The following is a 25,973-nucleotide window of genomic DNA, read 5'->3' as shown; positions in this document are numbered from 1 at the left end:
TAAAACTTAAACAAAATAGTTTAAGATAAAGCGATGACTTGCCGAGTTTGAATAGCGGACTAAAATGCCGAAAACCTGTATTTATGCGGGTTTCCGGCATTTGCCTTATCAAATGGCTCTGGTTTGGCTCTATTTGTGGGGTGAGTATGACTTTCATAAATCAATATATTGCGTTGCTAGGTTGATTAGGAGAAAAGATGACAGATAATGAAAAGAGATTTATAAAAAGTATATTTTCGGGAGACAGTAGTGGTCATGACTATTATCATACGATACGAGTATATAAACTGGCTATTAAAATCGCAAAACAGGAAAATACAGATGTTAAAACAGTGTGGTTGGCGGCTCTGTTACATGATGTGGACGATATTAAGCTTTCTCCGGACACTTATGATACCAAGAAAAATGCAGTTGATTTTATGACAATTAACAAAATAGATGGTAAAAGGATAGAGGCAGTATGCAAAATTATAGATGAAGTTTCATTTGCAGGAGCTGATTTAGTCGTACCTGACACCATAGAAGGAAAATGTGTGCAGGATGCAGACAGACTTGATGCTATAGGAGCTATTGAAATTGCCAGAACACTTGCATATGGTAGTAGGGGAAGAAAGATTTATGATCCGGAAATAAAACCTAAAATGGGAATGAACAAAGAAGAGTATCGGAATAATCAAGATTCTACAAGCATCAATCATTTCTATGAAAATTTGCTCTTGTTAAAAGACATGATGAATACGACTGAGGGAAAGAAACTGGCAGAACATAGACAGGTTGTAATGCAGGAATTTCTGAATGAGTTCATGCTGGAATGGGAAGGGGAAAAGTGATGGAAGTAAAGTTTTATGATACAGTTAATGATGAACTATTGAAATTTGCAGTGATTATCTCACAGAGTAACGGCAAGTGGGTATTTTGCAAGCATAAAGAAAGAGATACATATGAAGTGCCGGGAGGGCATAGAGAAGCTGGGGAGGATATTTTTGAAGCAGCAAAAAGGGAGTTGCAGGAAGAGACTGGAGCTATCAAATTTGAGATAAAATCGATATGTGTATATTCGGTGACAGGTAAGACTAGAGTAAATGATACCGGTGAGGAAACATTTGGACTGCTTTGTTTTGCAGAGATAACAGAGTTTGCGAAAGAATTACATAGCGAAATGGAGAAAGTTGTGCTTATGGATGATTTGCCTGAGAACTGGACATATCCGTTAATACAGCCGAAATTGATAGAAAAGTATTTATGGATTAAAAGTAATTCAATAGTCGGAGCAACAGTAACTGTCACAGTCGATAGACCATTAGGAAGTTATCATCCTGAATATAAGGATATGTATTATCCAATAAATTATGGTTATATTGAAGGAGTTATGGCACCAGATGGAGAAGAGCAGGACGCTTATATATTAGGTGTAAATAAACCAGTAGGCAAGTTTACAGGTAAAATTATTGCTATTGTTCATAGAAAAGATGATATAGAAGAAAAGTGGGTAGTTGTGCCTGACGGAATGATGTTTTCAAAAGATGAGATTAGGCAACAGCTTCATTTTCAGGAACAATATTTTGATAGTGAAATTGTGATGTAATATTAAGAAGATTGCTATGTCATTACATTGGGAACGCCCATTATAGCGTCAGAGTATCGAAAGAGATTTCCGTACTTGCTAAGGTCTATATTGTGCGATATAGATGAATTAAGGTGGTAACACGAAGCTATCAGCTATCGTCCTTAAAGTAAATTTAAGGAGGGTAGCTTTTTTTATACATAAAAATAGTAAAATCGGAGGGATTAGTTATGAATTATGTTGTTGACAGTTATGAAAATTACAAAGAAGAAAATCGTTTAACTACTAATAATGCAAGAAAAATTGAATTTGTAACAACTACAAGAGTTTTGGATGAGATTATACATGGCAATATGTCCTGTGAGCCGGTGACAATTGAGATAGAGCCAGATTGTATTAACATTATGAATTTTCCGGGAATTGATAGGTCCATTTCCGAAAAGACGATAGCAGAAGGTAAGAGCTTCGTTTCAAGATACTATCGTAACAGAAGATTGGGAGAATTTTTGAAAGAATTGGATTTGTCAGAAGGTCATTCCTCTGGTATTCCAACAATACAAGAAGAATTGGAAAAGAACGGATCTCCACGAGCAGAATTTTTTACAGATGAAAACAGACGAGCTATGAGGATCAGGATTCCGATTCATCCGGCAATTTTGGAAGAATATGAACTGGAAAATGATAACTTGTTGCAAAATGAAACAAGTTTTGAAACTAAAGGATTTTGAAAAATTAGTGGATGTTATCAGAGAACTAGAAATAAAAAAAGAGATTACAGTTCAGGAAGTAATGAAAATAACCAAAAAATCACGTACAACTGCCTGGCGTTACATGAAGACTTTGGTTGAGCTTGGGGTTGTTGAAGCGGAAGGGAATACTAATAACATGACATATCGTATTAGGTAGATGCCATGGAGAATGGAGAAAGTGGAGAGACGGTTACAATTTTTATAATTCGACATATAGAAATATCGTTTATATGTCGAATTGTGTCGAAGGCAAGGAACTGATTTTTACTATAATATGTGATAGTATTATACAAATAGATAACATGAAAACTGAAGAATATTGAAGGTGGGACGATTACGGAACAGACATTTTGGTCGTTGAAAAATTGCAATGATATAATTTGGAGAGATGGAAAATTTATATGTTACATATAGATTTGGATGAGATGCCTCAGAGTTATCTTTCGGGTACAAAGGTTCTTAGAGATGAGAAAAAGGTGTCTTGAATAGACAAATCTAATTTATAAAGGAGATGATGAGGATGCCATATATTGATGAACAAATAATGAATATAGACCGATCTATTTGTAGTAATATTGATTTGCTGGAGTTTTCCGGTGTGACAAGAGATATTATTTCTCAAAATCTTTTGGCGCAATCACGAAATCTTGTAGAGCATATTGCAGTAAAAGGATATAGTAATGGCGCCGATATTATGGCTGATTGGCAAACTATTCCTAAAGCGTTAGAGTTTATAAAACATGATAACAAATATTTGTTTCTACGAAAATTTCATGGCTTTTTACAGGAATCTAAATCACATTATACACCTGATGCAGATGGAGCAGAGCGTCTTACCTTAAAATACTATGAATATTATATTATGCTTCGTGAGTTTGTAAAAAAACAGCATGGATTAGATATTCTGCACAATATAGAAAAATTTCCAATAAATATGGACAAGGCGGTAATTGGATATTATCGCGCAGTAAAAAATTGTCTTACAAAAATATACAATGTTATAGATTATAAAAGAAGCGAAAGACTTTATGTGCTGAGGTCAAAACCCGTAATAGTTGATCAATGTATAATTTATGAGAATACCTTAATACCGGCTAATGATGTAGGAAGTAAATTCGATCGATTTATTACTTTTTCAAAATTTATGCTTCCTGATCATTATGCTGTGATGGCTGATATACGAGGAAAACAAATTACCGTAGAGAATCAACAAATGCCGGTCAATATTTTAAATGACTATCAAGTATCTATTAGACCATGTGAACTGAATAATTTTGCAAAAATATTTGGTTGTTCTGTTGAAATGAATCAAGGGCTTGCCGAATATCATGGACTAATGAATTATTTAACTAAAACAGGTGGAAGCATTACGGATATTATCATGTCTTCTGATGTACAATATGCGGCGACTAAATCTCGGATATTACAGAATGCTAGAACAGTGAAATTTTATAATGCTTTGGATAAGGCAAGGAATGTGATATTGAATAATATGCCGGGTGCAAATGTTGTCAGATATTTATCATACATTATGCGAAATAAAGTAATTAAGAGCCAGATATGCAATGAAGAGAATAGCGCTTTATCTAACTTGTATCTCAAACATGGTTCAATACCATTTGAAACGATGCCGTTTTGTACATCATTAATTGGGCATAATCCTGAAATGAAGGATATTTTTGGATGTATCCCAAAATCTGAAAATGAATCACAATTATTGGCAAAGTATATACAGACTAATACCACTTCCAATGGGCTTTTATATACGAAAGTAGAGGAAGTAGCACATCTCGGTGATATTGATTGCTTGATAAATGATCATAATCGTAGACTATACAAAAAGCATCATTCACGTGATTTGTGTCGTTTTGGAAAAAATTATTTGTATATTAATGAACATTATGAAGATACAAAACGGATATTAGAGGAATTAATAGACTTATCAAAAGAAGGTATTTCAGGATATTGTAACTTTGCTACATACTGGATGAACGAGAATCCGGAAACCGTTAATTGTGAAGAGAAAAAGAAAATTTTGCAAGAAATGTTTGTAGATTCGAAAGTGGCACTCATATATGGTGCGGCAGGAACTGGAAAAACATATTTATTAAATCATATAGCACAAATGTTTGATGAACGAACAAAGTTATTCCTTGCAAATACGAATCCTGCTGTAGACAACCTTCGACGAAAAATGAAAGCACAGAATTGTGATTTTTCTACTATTGCAATGTTTTTGAAAAAAGACAATGTGAATGTTGAATATGACATGTTGGTTATGGATGAGTGTAGCATGATAAGCAATTCTGACATGCGCAAAGTTCTTGAAAAGGCAAATTATAAGCTATTGGTTTTGGTAGGAGATACTTATCAAATAGAGGCAATATCTTTTGGAAATTGGTTTTCACTTGCAAAATATTTTTTGCCAAAAAAAACATGGAATAAATTAATTACGCCATTTCGAGCAAAGAATAGCGAATTGCTTGAATTGTGGACGAAAGTAAGGACTTTGAAGGAAGATGTTACAGAGCATCTTGTAAATTATGGTTATTCCTCTGTGTTGAACGAGAGTATTTTTCAGCGAAGTTCTAGCGATGAAATTATTCTATGCTTAAACTACAATGGACTTTATGGAATCAATAATATTAATCGATTTTTACAAAATAATAATCCATCAAAGGGAGTCCGGTGGGGATTGTGGACATATAAAGTCGGGGATCCGATTCTTTTTAATGATAGTCAGAGGTTTTCACCGGTATTATTCAATAATCTTAAGGGGAAAATTGTTGATATCGAACTTGAAAAGAATGGTGATAGAATCTGGTTTTCGATTGAAATTGATAAAGTTATTAGTGAATTCGATATAGAAGATGTTGCGTTGGAACTATTAAATCCGAATGAATTGGGTAATTCTGTAATAAAATTTTATGTAGATAAGAGTAAAGATTCAGACGAAGATAATGATACCGAAATAGAAACTATAGTTCCATTTCAAATAGCATATGCTGTTTCTATTCATAAGGCACAAGGTTTGGAATATGAATCAGTGAAAGTTGTCATTACTGAAGATATTGATGAAATGATTACACATAATATTTTTTATACTGCAATTACTAGAGCAAGGAACAACTTAAGAATATATTGGAGTCCGGAGTCACAGCAGAGAGTTATTAGTCGATTTGAAAAGATGGATGCAAGGAATGATGCCAATATTTTTTCAGGGCATTCAGGGTTGAAGTTATTAAATAAAAATGTTTAACTGTAATAAGAAAATGGAATCAGCTAAAATTTTGAGCCTGTGAAAAAAATTCTGTAAATTAGACAATATACGGGTCTTCTATGATAAAATATTAAATCATAGGAGGCCTTTTATTATGGCAAACAGAAAAAAACAAGTTTACAAACCAAAACCAATGACTGAGGGAAAGAGAAATCTGATTCAAGGATTGCTTCAGGAGTATGATATTCAGTCCGCTGACGATATTCAGGAAGCATTAAAGGATCTTCTGTCCGGAACGATTCAAGATATGCTTGAAACAGAAATGGATAGTCATCTTGATTATGATCGCTACGAAAGATCCAGCGAGCCAAACTACCGAAACGGCACAAAGCCAAAAACTGTTCGTAGCAAGTATGGGGAGTTCGAGGTCGATGTTCCTCAGGATCGACAGAGCTCCTTTGAACCTCAGGTGCTTCCAAAGCGTCAGAAAGACATTTCTTTGATTGATGACAAGATCATTTCTATGTATGCAAAAGGAATGACCACACGACAGATTTCAGAAACGATAGAGGATATTTAAGGCTTTGAAGTAAGCGAAGGGATGGTATCTGATATTACAGATAAGCTTCTTCCTAAAATCGAAGAATGGCAAAATCGTCCTTTATCTGCGGTATATCCTATCGTTTTCATTGATGCTGTACACTTCTCTGTCCGTGATGATGGAGTAATTAGAAAACTTGCCGCATATGTTGTTCTCGGTATCAACGAAGATGGTATGAAAGAAGTTTTAAGTATTGTTGTTGGAGAAAATGAAAGCAGTAAATATTGGTTGTCTGTATTGAACAGTCTGAAAAATCGTGGAGTCCAGGACATTCTCATTCTCTGCTCTGATGGATTAACGGGAATCAAAGATGCAATCTCTACAGCATTTCCAAAAACAGAGCAGCAGCGTTGCATAGTGCATATGGTAAGAAATACACTCAAATACGTTGCAAACAAGGATATGAAGGCTTTTGCTAAAGATTTAAAAACAATCTATACAGCTGCCGATGAAGAAACTGCCAGAAGGCAGTTAAAAACCGTTACAGAAAAATGGTCGGGACAATATCCGAGTGCCATGAACCGCTGGCATGATAACTGGGATGCAATTTCCCCGATTTTCAAATTTTCCAAAGAGGTCCGTACTGCTTTTTATACCACAAATGCCATTGAATCGCTGAATTCATGCTATCGCAGACTAAACAAGCAGAGAAGCGTATTCCCGAGTTCCCAGGCGCTAATGAAACACTATACCTAGGAACTTTTGAGATGGCCAAAAAGTGGACAATGTCAATCCGCAACTGGGGCAAAGTTCGTGGCGAACTCGAGATTATGTACCCTGAGCGAATGTCAATATAGCAATAAAAGCCGAATCGTCAAGAGTAAATATACACCCAGATTTTCTGGGTGTTCTTGACATACCAGTATCATAGAAGATCTGAATTTACAGAAAGAATTTCACACCGTCTCCGCCCGGTTCCCGGATGTACCTGATGATTGATCCGTTCATTCAGTCGCTGAACCAGCTCATTCAGTTCCTGATAATCAAGCAGACCATTATACGCATAGATTTCATCTAAAAGCTTCATCGGAGCATCTACTTTCGCTTTTGTTTGTGGACGCCCGGCAATACAGGGTTTTACTGCAAATCCGTAATCAGAAGCAAAGTGTTGGAAACGTCCATTTACTTTTCTTTTTGAGTACTCTGTCCGCGGTTCATCCATAACCGTTTTCATGTTATCTGTAAGCAGTTCCGCAGGTACTCCGCCAAAAGTTTCAAATGCATCATCAATAAACGAAAACAGGACATCCTGCGATCTGGCCAGTGATAAATGATATTTTCGAAACCTGGAAGCTGCCAGTATCAGGACAAAAATATTTACATTGATCATTTCACCGGATTTCAGAGTGAATTTGATGGATTCTTTCCAATCCAGCTGAGCCTGTTGTCCGAGAGGAGTTTCAAAACGCATCGTTGACTTATTGTGACTGAAATTTTTCTGCTTGCGGTCAAAATATTCCTGAAATTCCGGATGATGGCTAGGGAGTTTTTTAGGTATGAGAGTTGAAAAAGTAGTTGACAAAATATTACTTTAATATTATTTTAATATTAAAGTAATAAGCGGGAAGGAAATTATGGCTGCAAATTTAATGAATGTGTTTAAGAATACAGATTTAAAAAACGTGGGTAAATCAATGTCAGATGTTGTATCCTTAGCGTTTAAGCCAAATAAAAAAACGGGTGCCAAAATCGCAAGAGCTGTGTTAAGTGATGGAACAACACTTATTAAAAGTGTAACGGTATCTGGAGTGGTTTCAGAAACCATTCATAAATTACCGGAGATTGCATCAGTAGCACAAAGAAATGAAGTTATAAGGGATTTGGCAAAACAGAAAATAAACCAGGAAACAATAGCTGCCATGTTAGATGTATCCCAATCAACGGTTTCAAATGTATTGAGAAAAAAATAATAGTAATATTTTTAAAGATTATACAGAAAGAAGGTGTTATTTTGGGAGAAAGAGTTGATGTTAGTACCTTTGCAAATTCACAATGTGCAATTAGAGAATACATGCATTTTAAATTGGAGAATGAATATATGCATGAGGCAAGAGTTTTAGTATCATCTATGGGAAAAACTCGGTATAATGATATTCTGAAGGTAGTACCTCGAATTGAAACAAATAATTCGTCAATTGAAATAATTGGGGATGCGCAATTTGAACGAGATTATTATGGTAAATATACAAATGAATATCAGATATTTACTTTGATAAATGGAACTCTATTAATCAAATGCGTAGATCGATGGGGAAATCCTATTGAAATTGATATAACGAGTGTATAAAAACCAACATGAATGATATATTAAACTATATTTATTGTAAATAAATTGAGAGATATTGGATAAATATGACTATATAATTAAGATAGTGGAGGTGCATATATGGCAAAAATAATTGAATTATTTAATCATAAGGGAGGAGTAAGCAAGACAACCACGACTTTTCATATTGCGTGGAAGATGTCACAACAAAATAAAAAGGTGCTACTAGTAGATGGTGATCCTCAATGTAATTTAACTGGCATGTTTTTAGGAGATATGTTTGATGAATATTATGAAAATGAATCAACAAAGTTAATGAATATAAAAGATGCTGTTAGTGTAGCATTTTCTGGAAGGCCGCAACCAATTACAGCAATAGAGTGTCCTTGCCATAAAAAGAATAATAAATTGTTTATTATACCAGGACATATGGATTTGTCGGAATATGATTCAGCCTTAAGTCTTGCTTTAAATAGTAACAATGCAATAGTTACTTTGCAAAATCTGCCGGGTGCCTTTTATGAATTAATTAAGAAATGTTGTGAAAAGTATGAAATTGATTATGTATTTATAGATATGAATCCTGGATTGAGTGCAATTAATCAGACTTTTTTTGTGTATGCGGATGCTTTTATAGTTCCAACTAACCCTGATTCATTTTCAGTGATGGCATTAAAAACATTAAAGAAAGTATTGCCCAAATGGAAGAAATGGGCAATTCAAAGTAGGGAATTATTTACCGATTCATCGTATCCGTTGCCAAGATGTGATATGAAATTTATAGGAGTTATTATACAACGTTTCAATTTAAGAAATCATAAAGCAGCACAGCCCTATACAGGAAAGATTAAAGAAATAAAAGATTATATTGAAACAGATTTTCTGGAAGAGCTAACGCAAGATGATATGGTTTATGATATTGATAGATTAGTGCAAGATGGAATAATTAATAGCAGATGTTTAGGAGAAATTCCAGAATTTGGTGCATTGATACAAAGGGCAAATGAGGCAATGATTCCAGTATTTGCACTAACAAAGGAGGATATGGGAACGGTGGGAAATGTTTATGAAAGTATGGAAGAAAAAAGAAAGATGTTTGATGAAATATATGATACAATAGTTAAAGCAATAATGAGGTTAATATAAATGTTGCAATCACATAAAAGATTTGTAAAACTTGTACAAGACACGCAAAATGTTGAGACTTTGTACAACTATTTTGAACATTCTGTAGTACCAGTTGATATTAGTGATTTATTGAGGTGGCAATGGGTTCAATGTATATCGGCATTTGACAAGTTTGTTCATGATGTAGTAAGAGTTGGAATGGTAGAGATTTTCTTGGAAAATAGGACACCAACACCGAAGTATAATACATTTCAAATAGATATACAGACATATGGAGATATGATTAATAATATTATAGATGCAAGTTTAATATTTGAAAGAAAGATAATATTGAAACATGGATTTTTAGCTTTTCAGGATCCAAGTAAGGTTGCAGATGCATTATCTTATATATGGAACGAGAATGATAAATGGGGGAAAATATCAAATCTAATGGGAATGTCTAAAGATGACTGTACAACATATTTGAGAAATATTGTAATTAGAAGAAATCAAATAGTTCATGAGGGAGACTATACAGACAGTCTTTCAAGAAGACAAGATATATTTTTGCAAGATGTAATTGACATACGGGATTACATCCTTAAATTAGGACAAGCAATATATGATTGTGTCTCTTAGAAGAATGGCTCCAAATTGGCTCTAAAAATTTTAGGTGAGGTACACATAAATGCGAAATAAGATGAATATGAAGAATAACACACACAAATGTGTACCAAGAAACAGCCAGATAAATCTCTCCGCCCAAGAGTTTGAATAGTATCCACAAGTCTGGGAAACCTTATAAACAGGGCGTTCCCGGACTTTTTCTTTTCCGCTGCTACTAATTTGCTACTAAACACATTTTATTGTGCTGGCGTCAGGATAATCACCAACTTGTTAAAATATGGTCCTAAAATGGAATTTTAAATTAAATCTTCAAAAAATATAAGTAGAATATTGAAATTGTGCATGGTACAATGAGAAAGAAAAAATTTGAAGTTGACGGAGGAAAATGCATGAGTGATTTGTATGTTTCGGATTTAGATGGGACATTATTGAGAAGTAACGAAGTAACCTCTAAATACACAAATCAAGTAATCAATTCATTGGTTGAAGAAGGGATGATTTTTTCCTATGCTACAGCTCGTTCTTTAGTTACAGCTAAAAAAGTGACCGAAGGAATAAATGCAAAAATTCCGTTGATTGTGTACAATGGAGCCTTTGTGATTGATAATATTACAGAAAAAATATTAATTGCTAATTATTTTGATGATTCGGTACATTCCGTGCTAGAAGATTTATTTAGCAATAACGTGTATCCTATTGTTTACGCATACATTAATGGGGTGGAAAAATTTTCGTTTGTGCGAAAAATGTGTACAGAGGGTATGAATAGGTTTCTCGAAAGCCGTAAAGGCGATGTTCGAACAAATGAGGTAAATTCATTGCCTGAGTTGAAAGAGGGTAATATTTTTTATATTACCTGTATTGATGCGCCGAAAAAACTTATGCCTTTGTATGATAAATATAAGGAGAAATATCATTGTGTATATCAGACGGACATTTATACAAATGAACAGTGGTTAGAAATTATGCCGTTAGAAGCATCAAAATCAAATGCTATAAGGCAATTACAAAGCATGTTGAATTGTGAAAAGCTAATTGTGTTTGGTGATGGAAAAAATGATATAGACATGTTTCAAATGGCTGATAAAAGTTATGCTGTTGCAAATGCACACAATGATTTAAAACAATATGCCACAGAGGTGATTTTGTCGAATGACGAAGATGGTGTTGCTAGATGGCTTGAAGCAAACTATAAGCAATAGAAGGCAAAGTTGTTAAGCATTGCGCTTGAAAACAAACAGGTTGAGTATATTCTGAAGGATGAGGATATACACGATTTTTACGCTGTGATTTGTGATGGAACGGATAGTGAAGAGGCGAAAAAAGTTCGTGACATCATGGAAAAGACAGAGGGGTAAGAATGTAGGCCTGTATAGGCTGAACGCTTATCATAGATGAAAAGAAAGGAATGCAGAATTTTATGTACGGAAAAGCAATCGAATTATTTCTGGTAAATGGCTCTGCAGATAGTTTAACTACTGCAGAGTTATCTAATTGGAATGGCAAAGCGATTAAGATACCGAGAACTGAGATAAGTGGATGTCATAGAGAAGACATAAAGGGTGTCGGAGTTTAGTGGTGTTAGAATATAAATAGTACAAGTCAAAGTGAGAGCTTTTCATTCCGTCGATTAGTGATACAATAAAAGTATCGTACTGAAGGAGGAATTTATCATGGCAAAACATTTTGACAAACAGTTTAAACTGGATGCCGTCCAGTACTATCATGATCACCGTGAACTGGGATTGGTCGGCTGTGCATCAAATCTAGGCATCAGCCAGCAGTCTCTGTCCAGATGGCAGAAGGAGCTGCGGGAAACCGGTGATCTGGAATGCCGTGGATCCGGCAATTATTCTTCGGATGAGGCAAAAGAGATTGCCCGTCTGAAGAGAGAATTACGTGATGCCAAGGACGCACTTGATGTGCTAAAAAAAGCCATAAACATTCTATAAACAAAGCAAAAGCAAAACGCAGCACCGAATTACCTTTGATCATCCACAGTGACAGAGGCAGCCAGTATGTATCGAAAGAATATAAAAAGGCAACAGCAAAAATGAATCGAAGCTATTCCAAGAAAGCTTTTCCTTGGGATAATGCCTGTATCGAATCCTTTCATTCGCTGATAAAATGGGAATGGCTAAACCGCTTTAAGATCAGCAATTACAAACATGCATACCGCCTGGTATTTGAATACTTGGAAACGTTTTATAATACCAAACGAATTCATAGTCATTGCGATTATATGTCACCCGATGATTTTGAAAGATTGTATCAACAGGCAACTTCGGAATTGCTGGCAGGTTAGAATGAGAAAAACTCATTTTAACTTGTACTAAATCTTGACATAGGACCAATAGAAGAAATTTTTATATTTGAGTAAGACGTATACTCTCAGCGGAGGACACACCATGTTATATCAAAGAGAATTTCAAAATAATGAGGAACCTGCCAAGCATCATATCAGTTGTTTTGGCTACGAGACGGAGGCGGACCGTCAATATCCCACCCATTGTCACGCGTATTGTGAGATATCTTACCTGGTCTCTGGGGAGCGCTATCAGATTATCAATGGGCAGAGATACAAGGTGGAGCCTGGTAGCTTCTTTTTGTTTTCTCCACTTTGTATGCACGGTTATCACAACATTACGGAGTGCCAGGATCTGGTGATTCAGTTTTCCAGCGATTTTCTGTATCAGGTTAGTTCCAGTCTTCAGAAGGATCAGGTGTTGGAGATCAGCCCGGATGCAGAACCTTTTCTGATGTTGGATGGAGAACACCGGAAATCTCTGGACGACTTGTACCAAAAACGATTTTACAATCGAATTTGTAATAAGAAGGGCAATCTGGCGGAGGAGTGGCAGATGGACGCTGTTATATTGCAGTTTTTGGCAAAGTTGTTGGAGAACGGCAGTATCCAGCTGCATCAGGGCTACGGAGGCAAAGAGGAGATTCAGCAGATTAGTGATGTGATCCATTATCTCATGGCGAATCCTGCGGAAAGATTGGACATGCACGAGGCATCCCGGAGATGCGGTCTGAGCTACTATGCGTTCAGTCGTTTTTTTCACGAGATGACTGGTATGGGATATGCGGAGTATGGCAATCTGATTCGCATACGACACACGGAGGAGCTGTTGATCTACAGCGATATGTCAGTGGAGGAGATTTCGCGGGCTGTGGGGATGAGTTCTGCAAATTATTACACTCGTTTATTTAAAAAAGTAAATGGCATGTCACCCACAAAATATCGAAGTGTTTACGGGAAAAGACAATATTAATCCACAAGGAAGTTGCTGGAAATTAGCACAAAGTTGCGGCGCTATTGACACCCTTTTTTTCGCCATGTTACTATGAAATCAACATATTACTACGAAATCAACATATCGATTTCATGTGAAGGAGGATGACTATGAGACGTGTATTACCTATTGTATTAAGTCTTAGTCTGGTAGTGTCTGGACTGGGCTTTGTGCCAACAGCAAAGATGGTTCCCGATGCCTCGGCAGCGGTTGCCGGTAAGCTGTCGGATGCTTCTCAGGGAGAGATTCTGGAGAGTCTTGATGAGGGGAATATTATTGATGAGGTTAGCGGAAATGCTTGGAAATCGGAAGCCAATGCCAATCCGATCTCGCCATCTATCTTTTGTGCGGATCCAACTTGTGTAGAGTACAACGGAAGACTTTACGTGTATGGAACCAACGATCATCAGCAGTACCAGGAGGATACGAAAAATGATTACGATCAGATTCGTTCACTGGTGGTATTTTCTACCGATGATATGGTCAACTGGATTTATCATGGAAGAATCGAAGTGGGGGAGATTGCACCATGGATTGCCAATTCCTGGGCGCCATCCATCACTTCCCGTGTTGAGGAGGATGGCCTGACTCATTTTTATCTGTATTTTGCAAATAGTGGACAGGGTGTAGGTGTTATCACATCCACAGATCCAGTGGAGGGTTGGAGTGATCCTTTGGGAAAGCCGCTTGTATATCAAAATATGCCGGGACTGAAGAATTGTCCTGCACCGTTTGACCCAGGCGTTGTTATCGATGACAATGGCGTAGGCTGGCTGGCTTTTGGTGGCGGTACTACCAACGAAAGTCCTATTCATAGCAAGGTGCCAAAGGTGGTAAGACTGGGCAAGGATATGTTGTCCTTTGACAGTGAGTTTGTGTCTATCGACGCACCATATTTCTGCGAGGCCAGTGAGCTGAATTATATCGACGGAACATTTTACTATACCTACTGTAATGACTGGCAGGATAGAGGCAAGGAGTGGGACTATGATGGTATTGCAAAGCCGCCTAAATGTTCTATGGCATATATGACCACCAAGACTCCTTTGGATGCAGACAGTTGGAAGTATCAGGGGGCATATTTCTATAATTCTGGCGAGAACAGCACCGGTAATTCCGGTATGACATGGGGCAATAATCATACTCATTTTGCCAAGTATCAGGGTGTAAATTACATCATCCATCACACATTGATGCTGGAAGATAATGCACATATCAGCGGTGGTTTCCGAAGTCTGATGGTGGATTATCTGCCAATGGATCCTGCAAACTTAAGTATTCCAATTACTGCGGCAAGCCGAAAGGGTGTGAAGCAGATCAAGGCGGTAGATGCTTATACAGAGCAGAGAGGTAGCCTGATGTTGACTTCGGCAGATGTATTTTACGACAAGGTTGCGAACCCAGCTGCCAAGAGTATGGCTCCTGGTGCTTGGACCATGGTTAAATGTGCAGACTTTGCCTACGGCGCAGATCAGTTTGTGGCAAACGTGAAGGGTAAGGGCCGCGTGGAGGTTCGCTTGGATAACGTGCAAAGTGAGCCAGTGGCATACATTGAGTTTGATAATAGTGATTTTGCCAAGGTTGCCAGCAAGACAGTGAAGAAGTTTGATGGAAGAAATCATAATGTATTCTTCGTGTTTAGCGGAGCAGATATCGAGTTCGACAGCTGGTATTTTACCAAGTCCGAGAAGGTGGCAAGACCTGCCGAGGATATCAGCGTGACTGATGTTACCGCCACAGATGTGACCATTCAGGGGCAGACAGCGAACGGTGCCATGAATTCCACACTGGAAGTGGTGAGATCAGGTGACTATGTGATGAAGACTGCACCTATTGCTGAGAAAGATGAAGTCTTAAATCTTGGTTTTGTCAATTACGATAAAAATGCAAAATATGATATCTATGTGAAGAGTCTCACATTACACACAGCAGACGGAGATGTGGAGATTCCTGTTGGTCAGAAGTTAAATCCTAAGAGCCAAGGTGGAAATGGCCTGGCCAATGGATGGGGCGGAGCTACCATCGGAAGCTGCGTATATGGTACCGAAGAGTGTGGTCTGTTTGCGGAGACCACTTCCGTGGATTGGATTAACTATCGATTTGCGTTAAAGATTAATGGAGAGGAAGTTCCATATACTTCCATCGACTACAATGTCACCATCAATGTAGCTCAGTCGGAAAAGCCAACTCCGATTCCTACTAAAGTGCCAACAGAAGTGCCAACTCCGATTCCTACTGAAGTGCCAACTCCGATGCCTACTGAAGTGCCAACAAAAGTGCCAACTCCGATGCCTACTGAGGTGCCAACAGTAGTGCCAACTGAAGCTCCTGCAAAGACAACTGCACCAGCTCAGCCAGCCTTTGACCGGAAAAAAACAGCGATCACCAAACTCAAGAAGGCCTTTAAGCTGAAAAAACCAGTGATCACCAAACTCACCAAGCGCAAGAAGTCCTTTAAGATCAGATGGGCAAAGGTGAAGAATGCATCCGGCTATAAGCTGCAGTATTCCACATCATCAAAGTTTACTAAGAAGACCACAAAGACAGTTAAAGTCAAAGGTAACACCAAATTTGCCAAGACGGTTAAGAAGCTGAAGGCCAAGAAGAAGTACTATGTACGTGTTCGCGCATACAAGCGTGTTCGCGCATACAAGGATGGTAAGGCTGTCACAGTGTACACTAAGTGGTCTAAGGCCAAGGCAGTAAAAACCAAGTGATGATGAAAGCATGTTATCATTAGCCTTGGAAATGTGAGATTTTTTGTTGTCTACAACTAAAACATATGTTATAATCCTGTCTTTGACAGTTGAAAGAAGGAAAAAACCTCGCAGACCGCGTAATTACGCCGTTTGCGAGGTTTCTTTTGTTGGAAAGTATGTGGTAATATTTACTTCTTTTTGGTCTGATTTAAAATTTTTCTCATGTTTTTTTGAGATGTTATCTGATAGTCTGTTCTGAAACCAAAAGCATCATGAAGAGCATCAGTGATATCAGTTCGTGTGTAGGTTGGGATATATCCTTCGCCAGGTGCAATCAGCATATCCATAGAGCGGATAGTATCAATCAACTCTTCGCAGGTGTACTTCTCATTAAGTTTTTGTTCCAGAATTCTGTAAATAACAAGAGCAGTAAAACAGGTAGTGAAGGATAATGCCGACAGGATCGAAGCGGAACGTACATTTAGATTAAGCAAACGTTGTTACGGCATGAGCTGTATTACCACCAAGCTGGAGAAAACCCAGCTCACATCCATCGCATTATCCGTATTTGTCACGAATCTGTTTAAGATGCAAAGACGAATACTTTTTTCTTTTTTACATCTGTACCGGATTTTGGACAGATATAGGGTCGTAAATCTGTGTCTTTCTGTTTGATCAGCAGACACTGGTTATCGACACCAAAAAAGAGAGACTTTCGACAAGTCTCTCTTTTTTGGTGTACTTTTATGCATTTCTTTTAGGTTTATTTTGCCACGGTTTTTCGCTATAGTAGCATTATAAAAAAGGGAAAGGATCGACTACGTATGAGACCAATGAAAGTACGGGGAAAGGGGAGAATTGCCTGTGTATTCTGGGCACTGGGAACAGCGCTGGTTCTAGGAGGCTGCCAGAGAGGTGCGGATGCCAAGCCGCTCAAACTGACATTTTCACAGGAGAGCGGATGCTATGAGAATCCGTTTGAGCTGGAACTTTCGACGGAGAAAGGGGACATCTATTATACGCTGGATGGCTCCGATCCGCGTGATAGTGATACCAGGATCGCCTATAAGGGTGCAATATCCGTGACGGATCGGTGTGGAGATGCAAATGTGCTCTCGGCGATCGATCCGGCACAGTATGATGCCGTCAATGTGGAATGGGACAGTGAGAAACAGGATTTTGTGAGCACCATCGGAAATCCGAAGGATGACGAGGTGGACAAGATGACGGTGGTACGCGCGGTGGCGCAGTCCTCCGGGCGGAGCTCCGATGTGGTGACCCAGAGTTATTTTGTCGGGGACATGACGGAGCATGTGCAAGGAATTGAGCAGAGCTGCGATGCGTCCGGTCAGGACCTGGCGATTATGTCTATCACAGTCAATTCCTCAGATATGTTTGACTCCAAAATCGGAATTTATGTTAAGGGTGACATTTATCAGAAGGCATTGGAGGATTTGATCCGGGACGCGGAGGATTCGTGTCCGGACGTGGAGACGGGACGCAGGCTGGACGGCAATTACAAACAGCGAGGAAAGGACTGGGAGCGGGCCGCCCATGTGGATTATTTTGAGAGTGATGGCAAGACGACGGTCTGCCGGTTGCAGCAGGATTGTGGTATCCGGATTCAGGGCAATTATTCGCGCTCAGATCTGCAGAAGGGTCTGCGGCTGTGTGGCGGAAAGAAGTATGGCAAGAAGAATTTCTCCTATCCGTTTTTTGGCGATAAGGATGTGGATGACCGGGGAGAGGTGATTTCCAGTTTCCGCAAGCTGATCCTACGCAATGGCGGAAATTGCGCGTTTACGACCAAATTCAATGATACCTACTGGCAGAAGCAGCTGGCGGATCTGAAGGTGGAGACCCAGGCATCCAGGCCATGCGTGGTCTATCTGAATGGGGAATACTGGGGACTGTATATTCTGCAGGAAGATTATCAGGCCAAGTATTTTGAGAAGACACATGGAGTGGCCAAGGAAAATGTCGTGACATATAAGGGGGATGCAGAGGCACTTTCCCTGGGATACAAGCTGGATGAAGGAAAACTGCCGGAGGGGGAGGACAATGAGTCCTACTATCTGCAGGATGTGCTGGATTTCTTCGCCAGCCATGACAATCTCCGCAATGAGCAGGATTACGAAGCATTTGCCAAACTGGTCGATCCGGAGTCTGTCAGGGACTATTTTGCGGCCAATGTCTGGCTGAACAATAAATGGGACTGGCCGGGAAAGAACTGGACGATTTGGAAGACCACGAAGGTGGATCCGGACAATCCGTATGCTGACGGGCGATGGAGACTTTGTTTCTACGATCTGGATTTCGGAGGGGTCAGCGGTGTGGAGGACATTGGAACCAATACCATGGCTGAGGACAACTATAAGAAATATGGGCTTCTCGACAAGAAGACGGACAATCCGCTGGTCAAAATGTTTGTCTATCTGATGAGCAATGATTCGTTTCGGCGGGATTTTGAAGATAAGTTGCTGTCGCTCAGTGAAAATGAACTGGAAAAAGAACATGCACTGGCAGAGTGCAAGAAGATCAGGGAGATCTATGAGCCGTTGTACCCGCAGTTCTTTACCAGATATTTTGGGACGGAGCAGGCAGAATATAAGACGGAAGATGCCATTGGGGGAGGTTATGCAAGCTATCAGTGCCTTGTCGATTTCCTCGGAGGCCGGGCGGATACGATCCCGGGGATCGTCAATTGGATTGAGAAAACGGAAAAAAGATTGGAGTGAGTAGATATGAGATGGTATAATAAAGTTGTAACACCAACACTGGAATAAATGATATAATCAAAATGAAAGTGAAGGTGATAAAAATGGCAAACACGAACAAACGTTATAAGCCTGAATTCAAAAAGAAGATGGTCCGGTTGGTATTGGAAGAAGCAGAAAAAGAAGTTCGTTTCCTAAAATAAAGCCATAGCCACCGCTGGTGGCATTGCATTCTTCGCAAAGGAAATTTGGCGGTACATTGCCGGAGGGTATGCCAACACCCCAGAAGAACATTCAGCAGATAGAAAAAGAGCAGATGCAGAGGCTTCGGGAGAAGGCGAAAAAGGAAAAATAATGTTGGATGAATAAATGGAAACAAAGGAATTAGTTGGAAAAGGAGTACTGCTGTGACAAAGAAATTATTAGAGATGCAAAAGGGTTTCCAAACTGCATTTATTGATGCCTCTTATGATTCCAATTGCGTTATCAGGTGATCGAACCTACAATAAGGATACGATCCGAAGATATGTGATGGAAGGGGCTCGTGTTATTCCAGGTAGTTCCAGCATTCACTTTGACGAAATCAGTAAAAAAAGAATTTATGAGGCAATAGATAAGCTAAGTACGCCGAAAAAAATGTTAATTGAAAAATATACTCTGCTAAAAGAACGTTTGGGAAAGGTTCCAAGTATAGTAGATTTTTATGTACAAGGTGAGGTGGATCCGCTTTTGTTTATTCAGTATGCCGGTTCCTATCCGAAATTTTTGCAAATGGCAGAGAAAAACTGTGCTTTGAATTTAAGTGATAAAGAGCATATGACATTAGAGTTTGTGTCACAAAATATAGTAAATGGAAAGCGTATCTACGAGCTGTTATTGTTGCGTCAATTGATGCAGGATGGAAGGATTGATAAGGAGAAGCTGACGGAATATTTACAACGTGAATATTGCGTAAAGTTATCAGATCAATCTTACGAATCAGCAATAAGTGTTCTTCAAGGACATTTTTTTAACACACAGACGGAGAAGAAGAAATATGAGAAATTAGATATATTAGTAATGAATAATACGGGGGCATTTTCGCGAATGTTATCGTTATATTCCGGCATAAAGAAGTCCGATTTTTTGGATCAGCTTAATGATTTAATAGAACTTGGCGTGAAACGATATACGGATTTATACTTGCCACTGCAAGATGAATTGGGGTTATCCCTTTATCAAAAATATTCGCGTAAAGATGTTTGTCGTATTTTGAATTGGGAACAGGATGAGAGTTCTACAATTTACGGTTACAAGATTAAGTATAATACCTGTCCTATTTTTGTTACATATGAAAAAAAGGATGATATTGCCAGCAGTACAAAATACGAAGATGAGTTTATAAACAATCAAGTGTTTAGTTGGATGACGCGAAGCCGGGTTTCTGCAGATAGTATAGAGTCTAGAAAGTTAATCGCATCTTCAGACTCAGGACTTAAGATCCTTCTTTTTGTCAAAAAGAGCGATGGAGAAGGAACTGATTTTTATTATATGGGACGTGTTCATCCTATTGCGTGGGAACAAAAAGAAATATATAATGATAAGGGTATTGCTCTTCCAATTATGAACTTTCGGTTGAAACTGGAGCATAGTGTAAGAGAAGATATTTATCAATATTTTGTATGTACGTAAATACAGAAACGAGGTTGCTATGAAAACAATTCGGGTTGTAGCTGCTGTAATACAGGCAGAAAATGCCGAAGGAAAACCTATGATCTTTGCTACCCAAAGAGGATACGGGGAGATGAAAGATGGTTGGGAGTTCCCTGGAGGTAAAATTGAAAAGGGAGAAACACCGGAAGAAGCGTTGAAAAGAGAAATTATAGAGGAGCTCGAAACTGAAATTGAAGTTTTAGAATACATCGATACAATAGAATATGACTATCCTACTTTTCATCTTTCTATGGAGTGTTTCTTTGCAAAAATTATAAAAGGAGATCTTGTGCTGAAGGAGCATGAGGCTGCGAGATGGCTGACAGAAGAGGAACTGTATTCTGTGGAGTGGTTGCCAGCGGATATTTCATTGATTGAAAAGATTAAACGAACATTATAACCTTACACCCTATGAAAGGACATACTATGAAGAAAAAAATAATTATTACGATAACACTGGTCTGCATGATACTATGCTCGTTTTTTGTTGTGGGAAATATAGCATCGAATCCCCAGAATCATCAAAAGGCAATCAAATATCTGGACCAGAAGAAAGCAAATGTTTTGAAATTAACCGCGTTGTCGACGGCGTCATCGACAGCGATCACTATGATACCGGGAGATACGGCAACGCCTATCGCGACGAAGCTGGCGGATCTTACTTCATGGTTTTTGTTGATCTTATGCACGATTTTTTTGGAAAAATATTTGCTAACGATAACAGGCTATGCAGCATTTAAAATCCTGATACCGATAGCACTATTGCTTGTGATAATAAGAATTTATTGGCCAAAAGATATTTTGGTTAAATTGGCACTTAAATTAGGACTGTTTGGATTGTTCTTGTTTGCAACTGTGCCGGCAAGTGTATTTGTATCCGATTTGATCGAAAAAACATATCAGGTTACATTGGATGCCACAATGAAAGATGCTGAGCAGACAAATGAAACGATCAAACAAGAAACGCAAGCAGACGATTCCAAGAAAGCTGCAGATGATCAGAATAACAAAGATGGACAAACACAGGAGAACAGTGAGCAGAAGAATCAATCTATTTGGAATTCGATCGTAAATGGTGGAAAAGAAGTGCTTGATGACACGAAACAATCGGCGCAGGATATTGTTTCGGATATCACGTCGTTTGGTTCTAAGAAAATTGAGGAATTGACGAACAAAGCGGAAAAAACGCTAAATAATTTTATTGAAGCGACCGCTGTAATGGTCATCACATCCTGCATTTTCCCATTGTTGGTTGTGCTGTTTTTCTTTTGGCTGATGAAAGTGTTCTTAGGGATAAATATTGATGTCAGCAAATTTACAAAGTCGGGAAAAAAGGGTACTAAGATGGCGGTCGTGGAAGAAAAATAGTAAATTAGCAACAAGATGCAAAATTCCTTACTGGCTGTAAGGGATATTAACCATAAATATATTGTAGTAGCTAGGGATAAGTGATTAGTATGAATAAATTGCTGAGTTTTCTTTTTCGCCGCAGTCAATGTGAATATGCTGTCGAGTTTTGCCCGCGTTGTGATGCGAATCTGACATTGCAGAGGGGATACCGAAATGACCTTCCCTACTGGGAGTGCAAGGGTTGTGGCGAGATGTTGATCAATCCAAATATTGACACAGAGACAAATATTGTATGGCTTTGTGATGAGTGTGGTGCAATGCTAAATGTGCAGAAAGGATTTCAGGAAGATTGCGGAGAATGGGAGTGCACAAAGTGTGGCTTTGCTAACGCACTAGAAGAGCGGACCATATATTTATCAGAAGATGAATATCGGATGTCTCTGCAGAATCCATATAAGGGGATGAAGGACGAGGATGTATTATCACTGCTTTGCTATGAAGAAATAGAATCTGTTGGTGGGAATCAAGATGTTATTTTGATATGTGATCGAACGGGTAAGACGTACATAAAAAAACAGCTCACGATATTTGATGCAAAGGTATATGAGAGTTTACGGGAGCATCCAATAGCACATATGCCACAAATCTATGGGATATATCAGGGGTCAAGATATTTGGTTGTTGTCGAAGAGTATATCGAAGGAATGACTCTTGCTGATTGTCTGCAACAGGAAAGAATGTCAGTATATACGGCAGTGCGGATCGCGAGGGATTTACTTAGGATATTAATCGACCTGCATACACGGGATGTACCTATTATTCATAGAGATATTAAACCATCTAACGTAATGCTTGGTAATAATGACGAGGTGTTTTTGTTGGATGTCAATGTAGCCAAAAAATATGCACCTGATCAACTTGAAGATACAAAATTATTGGGGACATTATATTATGCAGCTCCGGAGCAGGTTGGCTTTGGACATGGAGCGTCGACGCCTAAAACAGATATATATGCGCTCGGCGTATTATTAAATGTTTTAATTACCGGTAAATTACCCAAAGAAGAAAAAGCGAAAGGGGAGGTTTGGGTGATCGTTGATCGATGCATCAAGCTGGATCCGGAAGAACGATATAGCGATGAAGAATTATTGAGTGCGCTTAATACATATTTGGAAAAAGGAGTGTGAAATTGTTATGCAGGAAAAGTCGACGGACGAACTGGATGCTCAGCTAAGAAATACCACGCCAGATTGCATGGATAAATATTATAAAGAAAATCGATATTATATTGCAGAAACTTCGAAGGCGTTTACATATTATATGAAAGATGTTATTGATAAGAAAAATCTCGCATTTTGTCATTCCAAATTATATTATAAAGATATTTATTCCTTTGCAGGAGTGTCAGAGTCGTATGGAGAAAAAATACTCAATATGGAGAAGCATACGAAAAATCGAGATTTGATCATTCGATTTTGTGTGGCGGGACGATTTCAATTGAATGAAATAAATACTGCACTTAAGTTGTATGGGATGAAACCGTTATATGCCAAGGATAAACGAGATGCATGCATTATTGTGGCAATTAATAATCGCAAATATGATCTGGGTGATATTGATGATATGCTTGTAAAAAATGGGCTGCTTAAATTGTCTGCGGATGGTTGATTTAATAGCTGGCAATTGGTGCATTCAGTTTTAAGTAACGGAATACACCATACTCTGTAAGTACGATAACATCAGAGTGTCCTGTCAGGCAGTAACAAAGAGACCAAGGTAGAAAAGAATAACAGCAATAATAATGATCCCAAGTACAATTCTAATAACTGTTTTGATGTTATCAAACATCAGTTCGCCTCCCTTACTTCAATATTACAATCTTTATATTCCTTAAAAGAATGTACAAAATTAGTGATTACTTTTTTGGCATTAGCATATGCAAGATCATATATACCATTATCAATAGCATTTTGTTTGGCATTTTCTTGCATTTTTTTCTCTTGTGTATTTATTTTGTCCAAAGTAAGAGGTGTAAAACAATTTTTGTCTTCTTCATATACTTTTAATGAAGAATGGTCGACTTTGGCATTTAATATTTCCGCTTTAGGTAGTTCTATAATTATTTTTTCACCTACATACTTCGGAGCTTTAATTTTTCTAAAATCATAGCCGGCATCTACAGTGACATTATATGTATAGATGTATTTATTTTGTGTGAATGGTATCTGTATATTGGTACCCCAAAATTTACGGGAATCATTGATTTCATTAATCATGGTTTCGTGGGCAGATTGCGTTGCTAATTTTCCAATGTTTTCGAAGGATAGCTTGACAGGATCGGAACTGTCTCGAAGACTGTATTTACTTCCAACATAGAACCCGACGATTAGCAAGAAAATGCCTAGGATTGAAATGAAGGATATCAATATTATTTTTTTGTGCATACTTTTTTTCGAAATGTTCTCCTTTTTTTCTGCTAGTATCTCTTTTTGCTGTAATTGTGTTTCTTGCATTTCATGCCTCCGTGTATTGTGTTACATATATATTGTTGCTGTATAATGTCATTAGAATGACAATGGAATAATCACTCTTCTCGCTCGTTTGGACGAATTACTTTATATCCATATGATTCGAGAATTTCAATAATATCCGGGGTGATATTTACCGTAAGATCAATATCTTTATATTTCATGCTTCGTATAATTTGATGCATGTCATTGACAGTTACTCCCAGTATATTAGCAAGTTTATACAGATTGTCACGATCTGGAATCCCCCCGTCTGTTTCCCATTTGGCAATTGCTGACTTGGAGACATTAGTTTTCTTTGCCAATTCTTCTTGCGTCATCAACATCCTTTTTCGACGAATTGAAATGAATTGACCTAAGCTCATTCCCATTTTTATTTCACTCCTTTGCACTGTATTTATGATATAAAACCTTGTGGTATATTTCAAATTACTTTTTGATTACTCTACGTAATCTTTTTATAATTATCAACCCATTTTGCAAGAAACATCCACACCAAAATAGTGGCGATCTGCATATGAACATATATAATTCACAAATACATGAATCAAACACAAGATATGTATATTTGCATTTTACACTACTTCGGTTTATCATTAACAGTAACAATCAACCTATAAGTGAGGTGATCACTGGGAAGATTGCAATGATAAGATTATAGACAGGAGTGACAGAAATGTTTTATGTACCAGATGGAACACACCGTTGTGGATTATATACTTGTGAAAAATGTGGCAGTCGATTTTTGGATATTAAGGTAGGTCCAAGTCTTGTATGTCCGTATTGTGGGGAAGAGCCGGATATGGAAATTGGACCGGATGAGGAAATGCCAGTGATTTCAGAAGATGCTAAGCTGGTCAAAATGCTGGAGGGCGAGGAAGAGATTGAAAAGTATGATCAGTTATTGAGCCTTGCGTTGACAGGTGGAGACTATAACTGGATATAAGCAGTTATAGTGTATGAAGATGGAGAAGATGAAATGACAACAATGTTGGATGCTTGGTTTGAGGAGTGTGTACGCTTTTTGGGACAGAATGATGCATGGCGTGATGATGCAGCATTGATCGGACAGGAGAAGGGTCGTTCTTTGTCAGCATTATGTTCGTTGCGGTTTCACTATACGATGTGGAAACGTCGAACCGGAAATGCAACAGAGTTTGCTACGCGTTATGATGAAATGATGCAGATGGTGGAAATGCTGCAAGGTGATAAAGACTATCCGTATTGGAAGTGTTTTATGAAGTTTTTTATTTGGCTGAGTGCAAGTCAGTGGCAGCAGTTGTGGGATGATGTTGATGCTGTATTGATACAATTATAAGTTACTCAAACTTTCCATACTGGAAGTTATTGCACAACCACATATTACTTATTATGTCAATGACTTTATAGCATTTTGCAGCCACCAAAGAGCGATTTCTGCCATCAGAGAACTATAGTAATTGCCTTGCCGCATTTTCGTTTTTGGTTGATAGAAAATTGCTGTTATGTAGCGTGATATCGCCAAGAATTGCTAAAGCAATTCTTGTAGAGCAAAACGCTGGTTTTGCTCTT

Annotated in this window: 26 protein-coding genes and 2 pseudogenes; 25 read left to right on the top strand and 3 right to left on the bottom strand. The window is 38.2% G+C overall.

The window, feature by feature from the left end; translation table 11 throughout:
* Positions 1 to 197: 197 nt before the first annotated feature.
* The 6 genes and pseudogenes from DXB73_RS10045 (at position 198) to DXB73_RS10015 (ending at position 6,931) form a co-directional block, all read left to right on the top strand.
* Positions 198 to 830: an HD domain-containing protein gene (locus tag DXB73_RS10045; protein ID WP_118691024.1), complete on the top strand. Its 633-nt coding sequence runs from the start codon at positions 198 to 200 to the stop codon at positions 828 to 830.
* Complete coding sequence (locus DXB73_RS15175) at positions 830 to 1,585, top strand: NUDIX domain-containing protein (RefSeq protein ID WP_347559534.1); 756 nt, start codon at positions 830 to 832, stop codon at positions 1,583 to 1,585. Before DXB73_RS10045 ends, DXB73_RS15175 begins: the two co-directional genes overlap by 1 nt.
* Before the next feature lie 209 nt (positions 1,586 to 1,794).
* The gene (locus DXB73_RS10030) at positions 1,795 to 2,292 is read left to right on the top strand and encodes an ATP-binding protein (protein ID WP_118691023.1); all 498 of its coding nucleotides are present in this window, start codon (positions 1,795 to 1,797) and stop codon (positions 2,290 to 2,292) included.
* Positions 2,273 to 2,470: a helix-turn-helix domain-containing protein gene (locus DXB73_RS10025; RefSeq protein ID WP_182448303.1), complete on the top strand. Its 198-nt coding sequence runs from the start codon at positions 2,273 to 2,275 to the stop codon at positions 2,468 to 2,470. The genes DXB73_RS10030 and DXB73_RS10025 overlap by 20 nt, the downstream gene beginning before the upstream one ends.
* 363 nt (positions 2,471 to 2,833) lie before the next feature.
* Positions 2,834 to 5,572, top strand: a complete 2,739-nt coding sequence (locus tag DXB73_RS14695; protein ID WP_207665555.1) for an ATP-dependent RecD-like DNA helicase — start codon at positions 2,834 to 2,836, stop codon at positions 5,570 to 5,572.
* A 115-nt stretch (positions 5,573 to 5,687) separates the two neighbouring features.
* Positions 5,688 to 6,931, top strand: a pseudogene (locus DXB73_RS10015) (IS256 family transposase).
* A 68-nt stretch (positions 6,932 to 6,999) separates the two neighbouring features.
* Here DXB73_RS10015 and istA read toward each other — a convergent pair.
* Positions 7,000 to 7,614: pseudogene (istA, locus tag DXB73_RS10010) on the bottom strand (IS21 family transposase); the annotation flags it as partial.
* Between the two features lie 94 nt (positions 7,615 to 7,708).
* Here istA and DXB73_RS10005 point away from each other — a divergent pair.
* The 17 genes from DXB73_RS10005 to DXB73_RS09920 all read left to right on the top strand — a co-directional run bounded on the left by DXB73_RS10005 (position 7,709) and on the right by DXB73_RS09920 (position 23,562).
* Complete coding sequence (locus tag DXB73_RS10005; RefSeq protein WP_118691019.1) at positions 7,709 to 8,044, top strand: helix-turn-helix domain-containing protein; 336 nt, start codon at positions 7,709 to 7,711, stop codon at positions 8,042 to 8,044.
* A 41-nt stretch (positions 8,045 to 8,085) separates the two neighbouring features.
* The gene (locus DXB73_RS10000) at positions 8,086 to 8,421 is read left to right on the top strand and encodes a hypothetical protein (RefSeq protein ID WP_118691018.1); all 336 of its coding nucleotides are present in this window, start codon (positions 8,086 to 8,088) and stop codon (positions 8,419 to 8,421) included.
* 99 nt (positions 8,422 to 8,520) lie between these two features.
* Positions 8,521 to 9,546, top strand: a complete 1,026-nt coding sequence (locus DXB73_RS09995) for a ParA family protein (protein WP_118691017.1) — start codon at positions 8,521 to 8,523, stop codon at positions 9,544 to 9,546.
* A complete protein-coding gene (locus DXB73_RS09990; protein WP_118691016.1) occupies positions 9,547 to 10,149 on the top strand; it encodes a HEPN domain-containing protein in 603 nt (200 codons plus the stop codon).
* 338 nt (positions 10,150 to 10,487) lie between these two features.
* Positions 10,488 to 11,339 carry an HAD family hydrolase gene (locus DXB73_RS09985; protein ID WP_347559533.1) on the top strand — a complete coding sequence of 284 codons (852 nt, stop codon included), beginning with the start codon at positions 10,488 to 10,490 and terminating at the stop codon, positions 11,337 to 11,339.
* Positions 11,340 to 11,348: 9 nt separating this feature from the next.
* A complete protein-coding gene (locus tag DXB73_RS14560) occupies positions 11,349 to 11,495 on the top strand; it encodes a hypothetical protein (protein WP_182448301.1) in 147 nt (48 codons plus the stop codon).
* Positions 11,496 to 11,545: 50 nt separating this feature from the next.
* Positions 11,546 to 11,713, top strand: a complete 168-nt coding sequence (locus DXB73_RS09980; RefSeq protein WP_243104033.1) for a hypothetical protein — start codon at positions 11,546 to 11,548, stop codon at positions 11,711 to 11,713.
* Between the two features lie 97 nt (positions 11,714 to 11,810).
* Positions 11,811 to 12,089 (top strand): transposase, encoded by a 279-nt coding sequence (locus DXB73_RS09975; RefSeq protein WP_118691014.1) that lies wholly within the window; start codon positions 11,811 to 11,813, stop codon positions 12,087 to 12,089.
* A gap of 101 nt (positions 12,090 to 12,190) precedes the next feature.
* Positions 12,191 to 12,442 carry an integrase core domain-containing protein gene (locus DXB73_RS09970; RefSeq protein WP_243104030.1) on the top strand — a complete coding sequence of 84 codons (252 nt, stop codon included), beginning with the start codon at positions 12,191 to 12,193 and terminating at the stop codon, positions 12,440 to 12,442.
* A gap of 103 nt (positions 12,443 to 12,545) precedes the next feature.
* Positions 12,546 to 13,415, top strand: coding sequence for an AraC family transcriptional regulator (locus tag DXB73_RS09965; RefSeq protein WP_118691013.1), 870 nt, complete (start codon positions 12,546 to 12,548; stop codon positions 13,413 to 13,415).
* Between the two features lie 131 nt (positions 13,416 to 13,546).
* Entirely contained in the window at positions 13,547 to 16,153 is a 2,607-nt protein-coding gene (locus tag DXB73_RS09960; RefSeq protein WP_243104027.1) for a family 43 glycosylhydrolase, read from the top strand.
* An 806-nt stretch (positions 16,154 to 16,959) separates the two neighbouring features.
* Entirely contained in the window at positions 16,960 to 18,873 is a 1,914-nt protein-coding gene (locus DXB73_RS09950) for a CotH kinase family protein (RefSeq protein WP_118691012.1), read from the top strand.
* 447 nt (positions 18,874 to 19,320) lie between these two features.
* Positions 19,321 to 20,523, top strand: coding sequence for a DUF3427 domain-containing protein (locus DXB73_RS09940; protein ID WP_182448300.1), 1,203 nt, complete (start codon positions 19,321 to 19,323; stop codon positions 20,521 to 20,523).
* A 19-nt stretch (positions 20,524 to 20,542) separates the two neighbouring features.
* A complete protein-coding gene (locus DXB73_RS09935; protein ID WP_118691010.1) occupies positions 20,543 to 20,944 on the top strand; it encodes a (deoxy)nucleoside triphosphate pyrophosphohydrolase in 402 nt (133 codons plus the stop codon).
* A gap of 26 nt (positions 20,945 to 20,970) precedes the next feature.
* Positions 20,971 to 21,912 (top strand): hypothetical protein, encoded by a 942-nt coding sequence (locus DXB73_RS09930; protein WP_118691009.1) that lies wholly within the window; start codon positions 20,971 to 20,973, stop codon positions 21,910 to 21,912.
* Between the two features lie 89 nt (positions 21,913 to 22,001).
* Positions 22,002 to 23,081, top strand: a complete 1,080-nt coding sequence (locus tag DXB73_RS09925; RefSeq protein ID WP_118691008.1) for a serine/threonine-protein kinase — start codon at positions 22,002 to 22,004, stop codon at positions 23,079 to 23,081.
* 7 nt (positions 23,082 to 23,088) lie between these two features.
* Positions 23,089 to 23,562: a hypothetical protein gene (locus tag DXB73_RS09920; protein WP_022024637.1), complete on the top strand. Its 474-nt coding sequence runs from the start codon at positions 23,089 to 23,091 to the stop codon at positions 23,560 to 23,562.
* A 179-nt stretch (positions 23,563 to 23,741) separates the two neighbouring features.
* Here the strand turns inward: DXB73_RS09920 and DXB73_RS09915 are convergent, their stop codons facing one another.
* Together DXB73_RS09915 and DXB73_RS09910 are read right to left on the bottom strand one after the other, a co-directional pair.
* Positions 23,742 to 24,407, bottom strand: a complete 666-nt coding sequence (locus DXB73_RS09915; protein ID WP_118691007.1) for a DUF4230 domain-containing protein — start codon at positions 24,405 to 24,407, stop codon at positions 23,742 to 23,744.
* A gap of 71 nt (positions 24,408 to 24,478) precedes the next feature.
* Positions 24,479 to 24,793, bottom strand: coding sequence for a helix-turn-helix transcriptional regulator (locus DXB73_RS09910; RefSeq protein ID WP_022024634.1), 315 nt, complete (start codon positions 24,791 to 24,793; stop codon positions 24,479 to 24,481).
* Between the two features lie 305 nt (positions 24,794 to 25,098).
* Here DXB73_RS09910 and DXB73_RS09905 point away from each other — a divergent pair, with 305 nt between their 5' ends.
* The gene (locus tag DXB73_RS09905) at positions 25,099 to 25,368 is read left to right on the top strand and encodes an FYDLN acid domain-containing protein (RefSeq protein WP_022025204.1); all 270 of its coding nucleotides are present in this window, start codon (positions 25,099 to 25,101) and stop codon (positions 25,366 to 25,368) included.
* Between the two features lie 33 nt (positions 25,369 to 25,401).
* Positions 25,402 to 25,740 carry a hypothetical protein gene (locus DXB73_RS09900; RefSeq protein WP_022025203.1) on the top strand — a complete coding sequence of 113 codons (339 nt, stop codon included), beginning with the start codon at positions 25,402 to 25,404 and terminating at the stop codon, positions 25,738 to 25,740.
* Positions 25,741 to 25,973 lie beyond the last annotated feature (233 nt).

It is taken from the genome of Clostridium sp. OM05-6BH (assembly GCF_003481635.1).
GTDB lineage: Bacteria > Bacillota > Clostridia > Lachnospirales > Lachnospiraceae > Butyribacter.
This window is presented reverse-complemented; position numbering and strand designations above follow the sequence as displayed.

What these genes read in the sequence shown, in the direction of transcription:
- DXB73_RS10045 (WP_118691024.1), top strand. Translation starts at nt 198, where the DNA reads ATGACAGATAATGAAAAGAGATTTATAAAAAGTATATTTTCGGGAGAC.
- DXB73_RS15175 (WP_347559534.1), top strand. Translation starts at nt 830, where the DNA reads ATGGAAGTAAAGTTTTATGATACAGTTAATGATGAACTATTGAAATTT.
- DXB73_RS10030 (WP_118691023.1), top strand. Translation starts at nt 1,795, where the DNA reads ATGAATTATGTTGTTGACAGTTATGAAAATTACAAAGAAGAAAATCGT.
- DXB73_RS14695 (WP_207665555.1), top strand. Translation starts at nt 2,834, where the DNA reads ATGCCATATATTGATGAACAAATAATGAATATAGACCGATCTATTTGT.
- DXB73_RS10005 (WP_118691019.1), top strand. Translation starts at nt 7,709, where the DNA reads ATGGCTGCAAATTTAATGAATGTGTTTAAGAATACAGATTTAAAAAAC.
- DXB73_RS09995 (WP_118691017.1), top strand. Translation starts at nt 8,521, where the DNA reads ATGGCAAAAATAATTGAATTATTTAATCATAAGGGAGGAGTAAGCAAG.
- DXB73_RS09990 (WP_118691016.1), top strand. Translation starts at nt 9,547, where the DNA reads ATGTTGCAATCACATAAAAGATTTGTAAAACTTGTACAAGACACGCAA.
- DXB73_RS09985 (WP_347559533.1), top strand. Translation starts at nt 10,488, where the DNA reads ATGAGAAAGAAAAAATTTGAAGTTGACGGAGGAAAATGCATGAGTGAT.
- DXB73_RS09980 (WP_243104033.1), top strand. Translation starts at nt 11,546, where the DNA reads ATGCAGAATTTTATGTACGGAAAAGCAATCGAATTATTTCTGGTAAAT.
- DXB73_RS09975 (WP_118691014.1), top strand. Translation starts at nt 11,811, where the DNA reads ATGGCAAAACATTTTGACAAACAGTTTAAACTGGATGCCGTCCAGTAC.
- DXB73_RS09970 (WP_243104030.1), top strand. Translation starts at nt 12,191, where the DNA reads ATGAATCGAAGCTATTCCAAGAAAGCTTTTCCTTGGGATAATGCCTGT.
- DXB73_RS09965 (WP_118691013.1), top strand. Translation starts at nt 12,546, where the DNA reads ATGTTATATCAAAGAGAATTTCAAAATAATGAGGAACCTGCCAAGCAT.
- DXB73_RS09960 (WP_243104027.1), top strand. Translation starts at nt 13,547, where the DNA reads ATGAGACGTGTATTACCTATTGTATTAAGTCTTAGTCTGGTAGTGTCT.
- DXB73_RS09950 (WP_118691012.1), top strand. Translation starts at nt 16,960, where the DNA reads ATGAGACCAATGAAAGTACGGGGAAAGGGGAGAATTGCCTGTGTATTC.
- DXB73_RS09940 (WP_182448300.1), top strand. Translation starts at nt 19,321, where the DNA reads ATGATTCCAATTGCGTTATCAGGTGATCGAACCTACAATAAGGATACG.
- DXB73_RS09935 (WP_118691010.1), top strand. Translation starts at nt 20,543, where the DNA reads ATGAAAACAATTCGGGTTGTAGCTGCTGTAATACAGGCAGAAAATGCC.
- DXB73_RS09930 (WP_118691009.1), top strand. Translation starts at nt 20,971, where the DNA reads ATGAAGAAAAAAATAATTATTACGATAACACTGGTCTGCATGATACTA.
- DXB73_RS09925 (WP_118691008.1), top strand. Translation starts at nt 22,002, where the DNA reads ATGAATAAATTGCTGAGTTTTCTTTTTCGCCGCAGTCAATGTGAATAT.
- DXB73_RS09920 (WP_022024637.1), top strand. Translation starts at nt 23,089, where the DNA reads ATGCAGGAAAAGTCGACGGACGAACTGGATGCTCAGCTAAGAAATACC.
- DXB73_RS09915 (WP_118691007.1), bottom strand. Translation starts at nt 24,407, where the DNA reads ATGCAAGAAACACAATTACAGCAAAAAGAGATACTAGCAGAAAAAAAG.
- DXB73_RS09910 (WP_022024634.1), bottom strand. Translation starts at nt 24,793, where the DNA reads ATGGGAATGAGCTTAGGTCAATTCATTTCAATTCGTCGAAAAAGGATG.
- DXB73_RS09905 (WP_022025204.1), top strand. Translation starts at nt 25,099, where the DNA reads ATGTTTTATGTACCAGATGGAACACACCGTTGTGGATTATATACTTGT.
- DXB73_RS09900 (WP_022025203.1), top strand. Translation starts at nt 25,402, where the DNA reads ATGACAACAATGTTGGATGCTTGGTTTGAGGAGTGTGTACGCTTTTTG.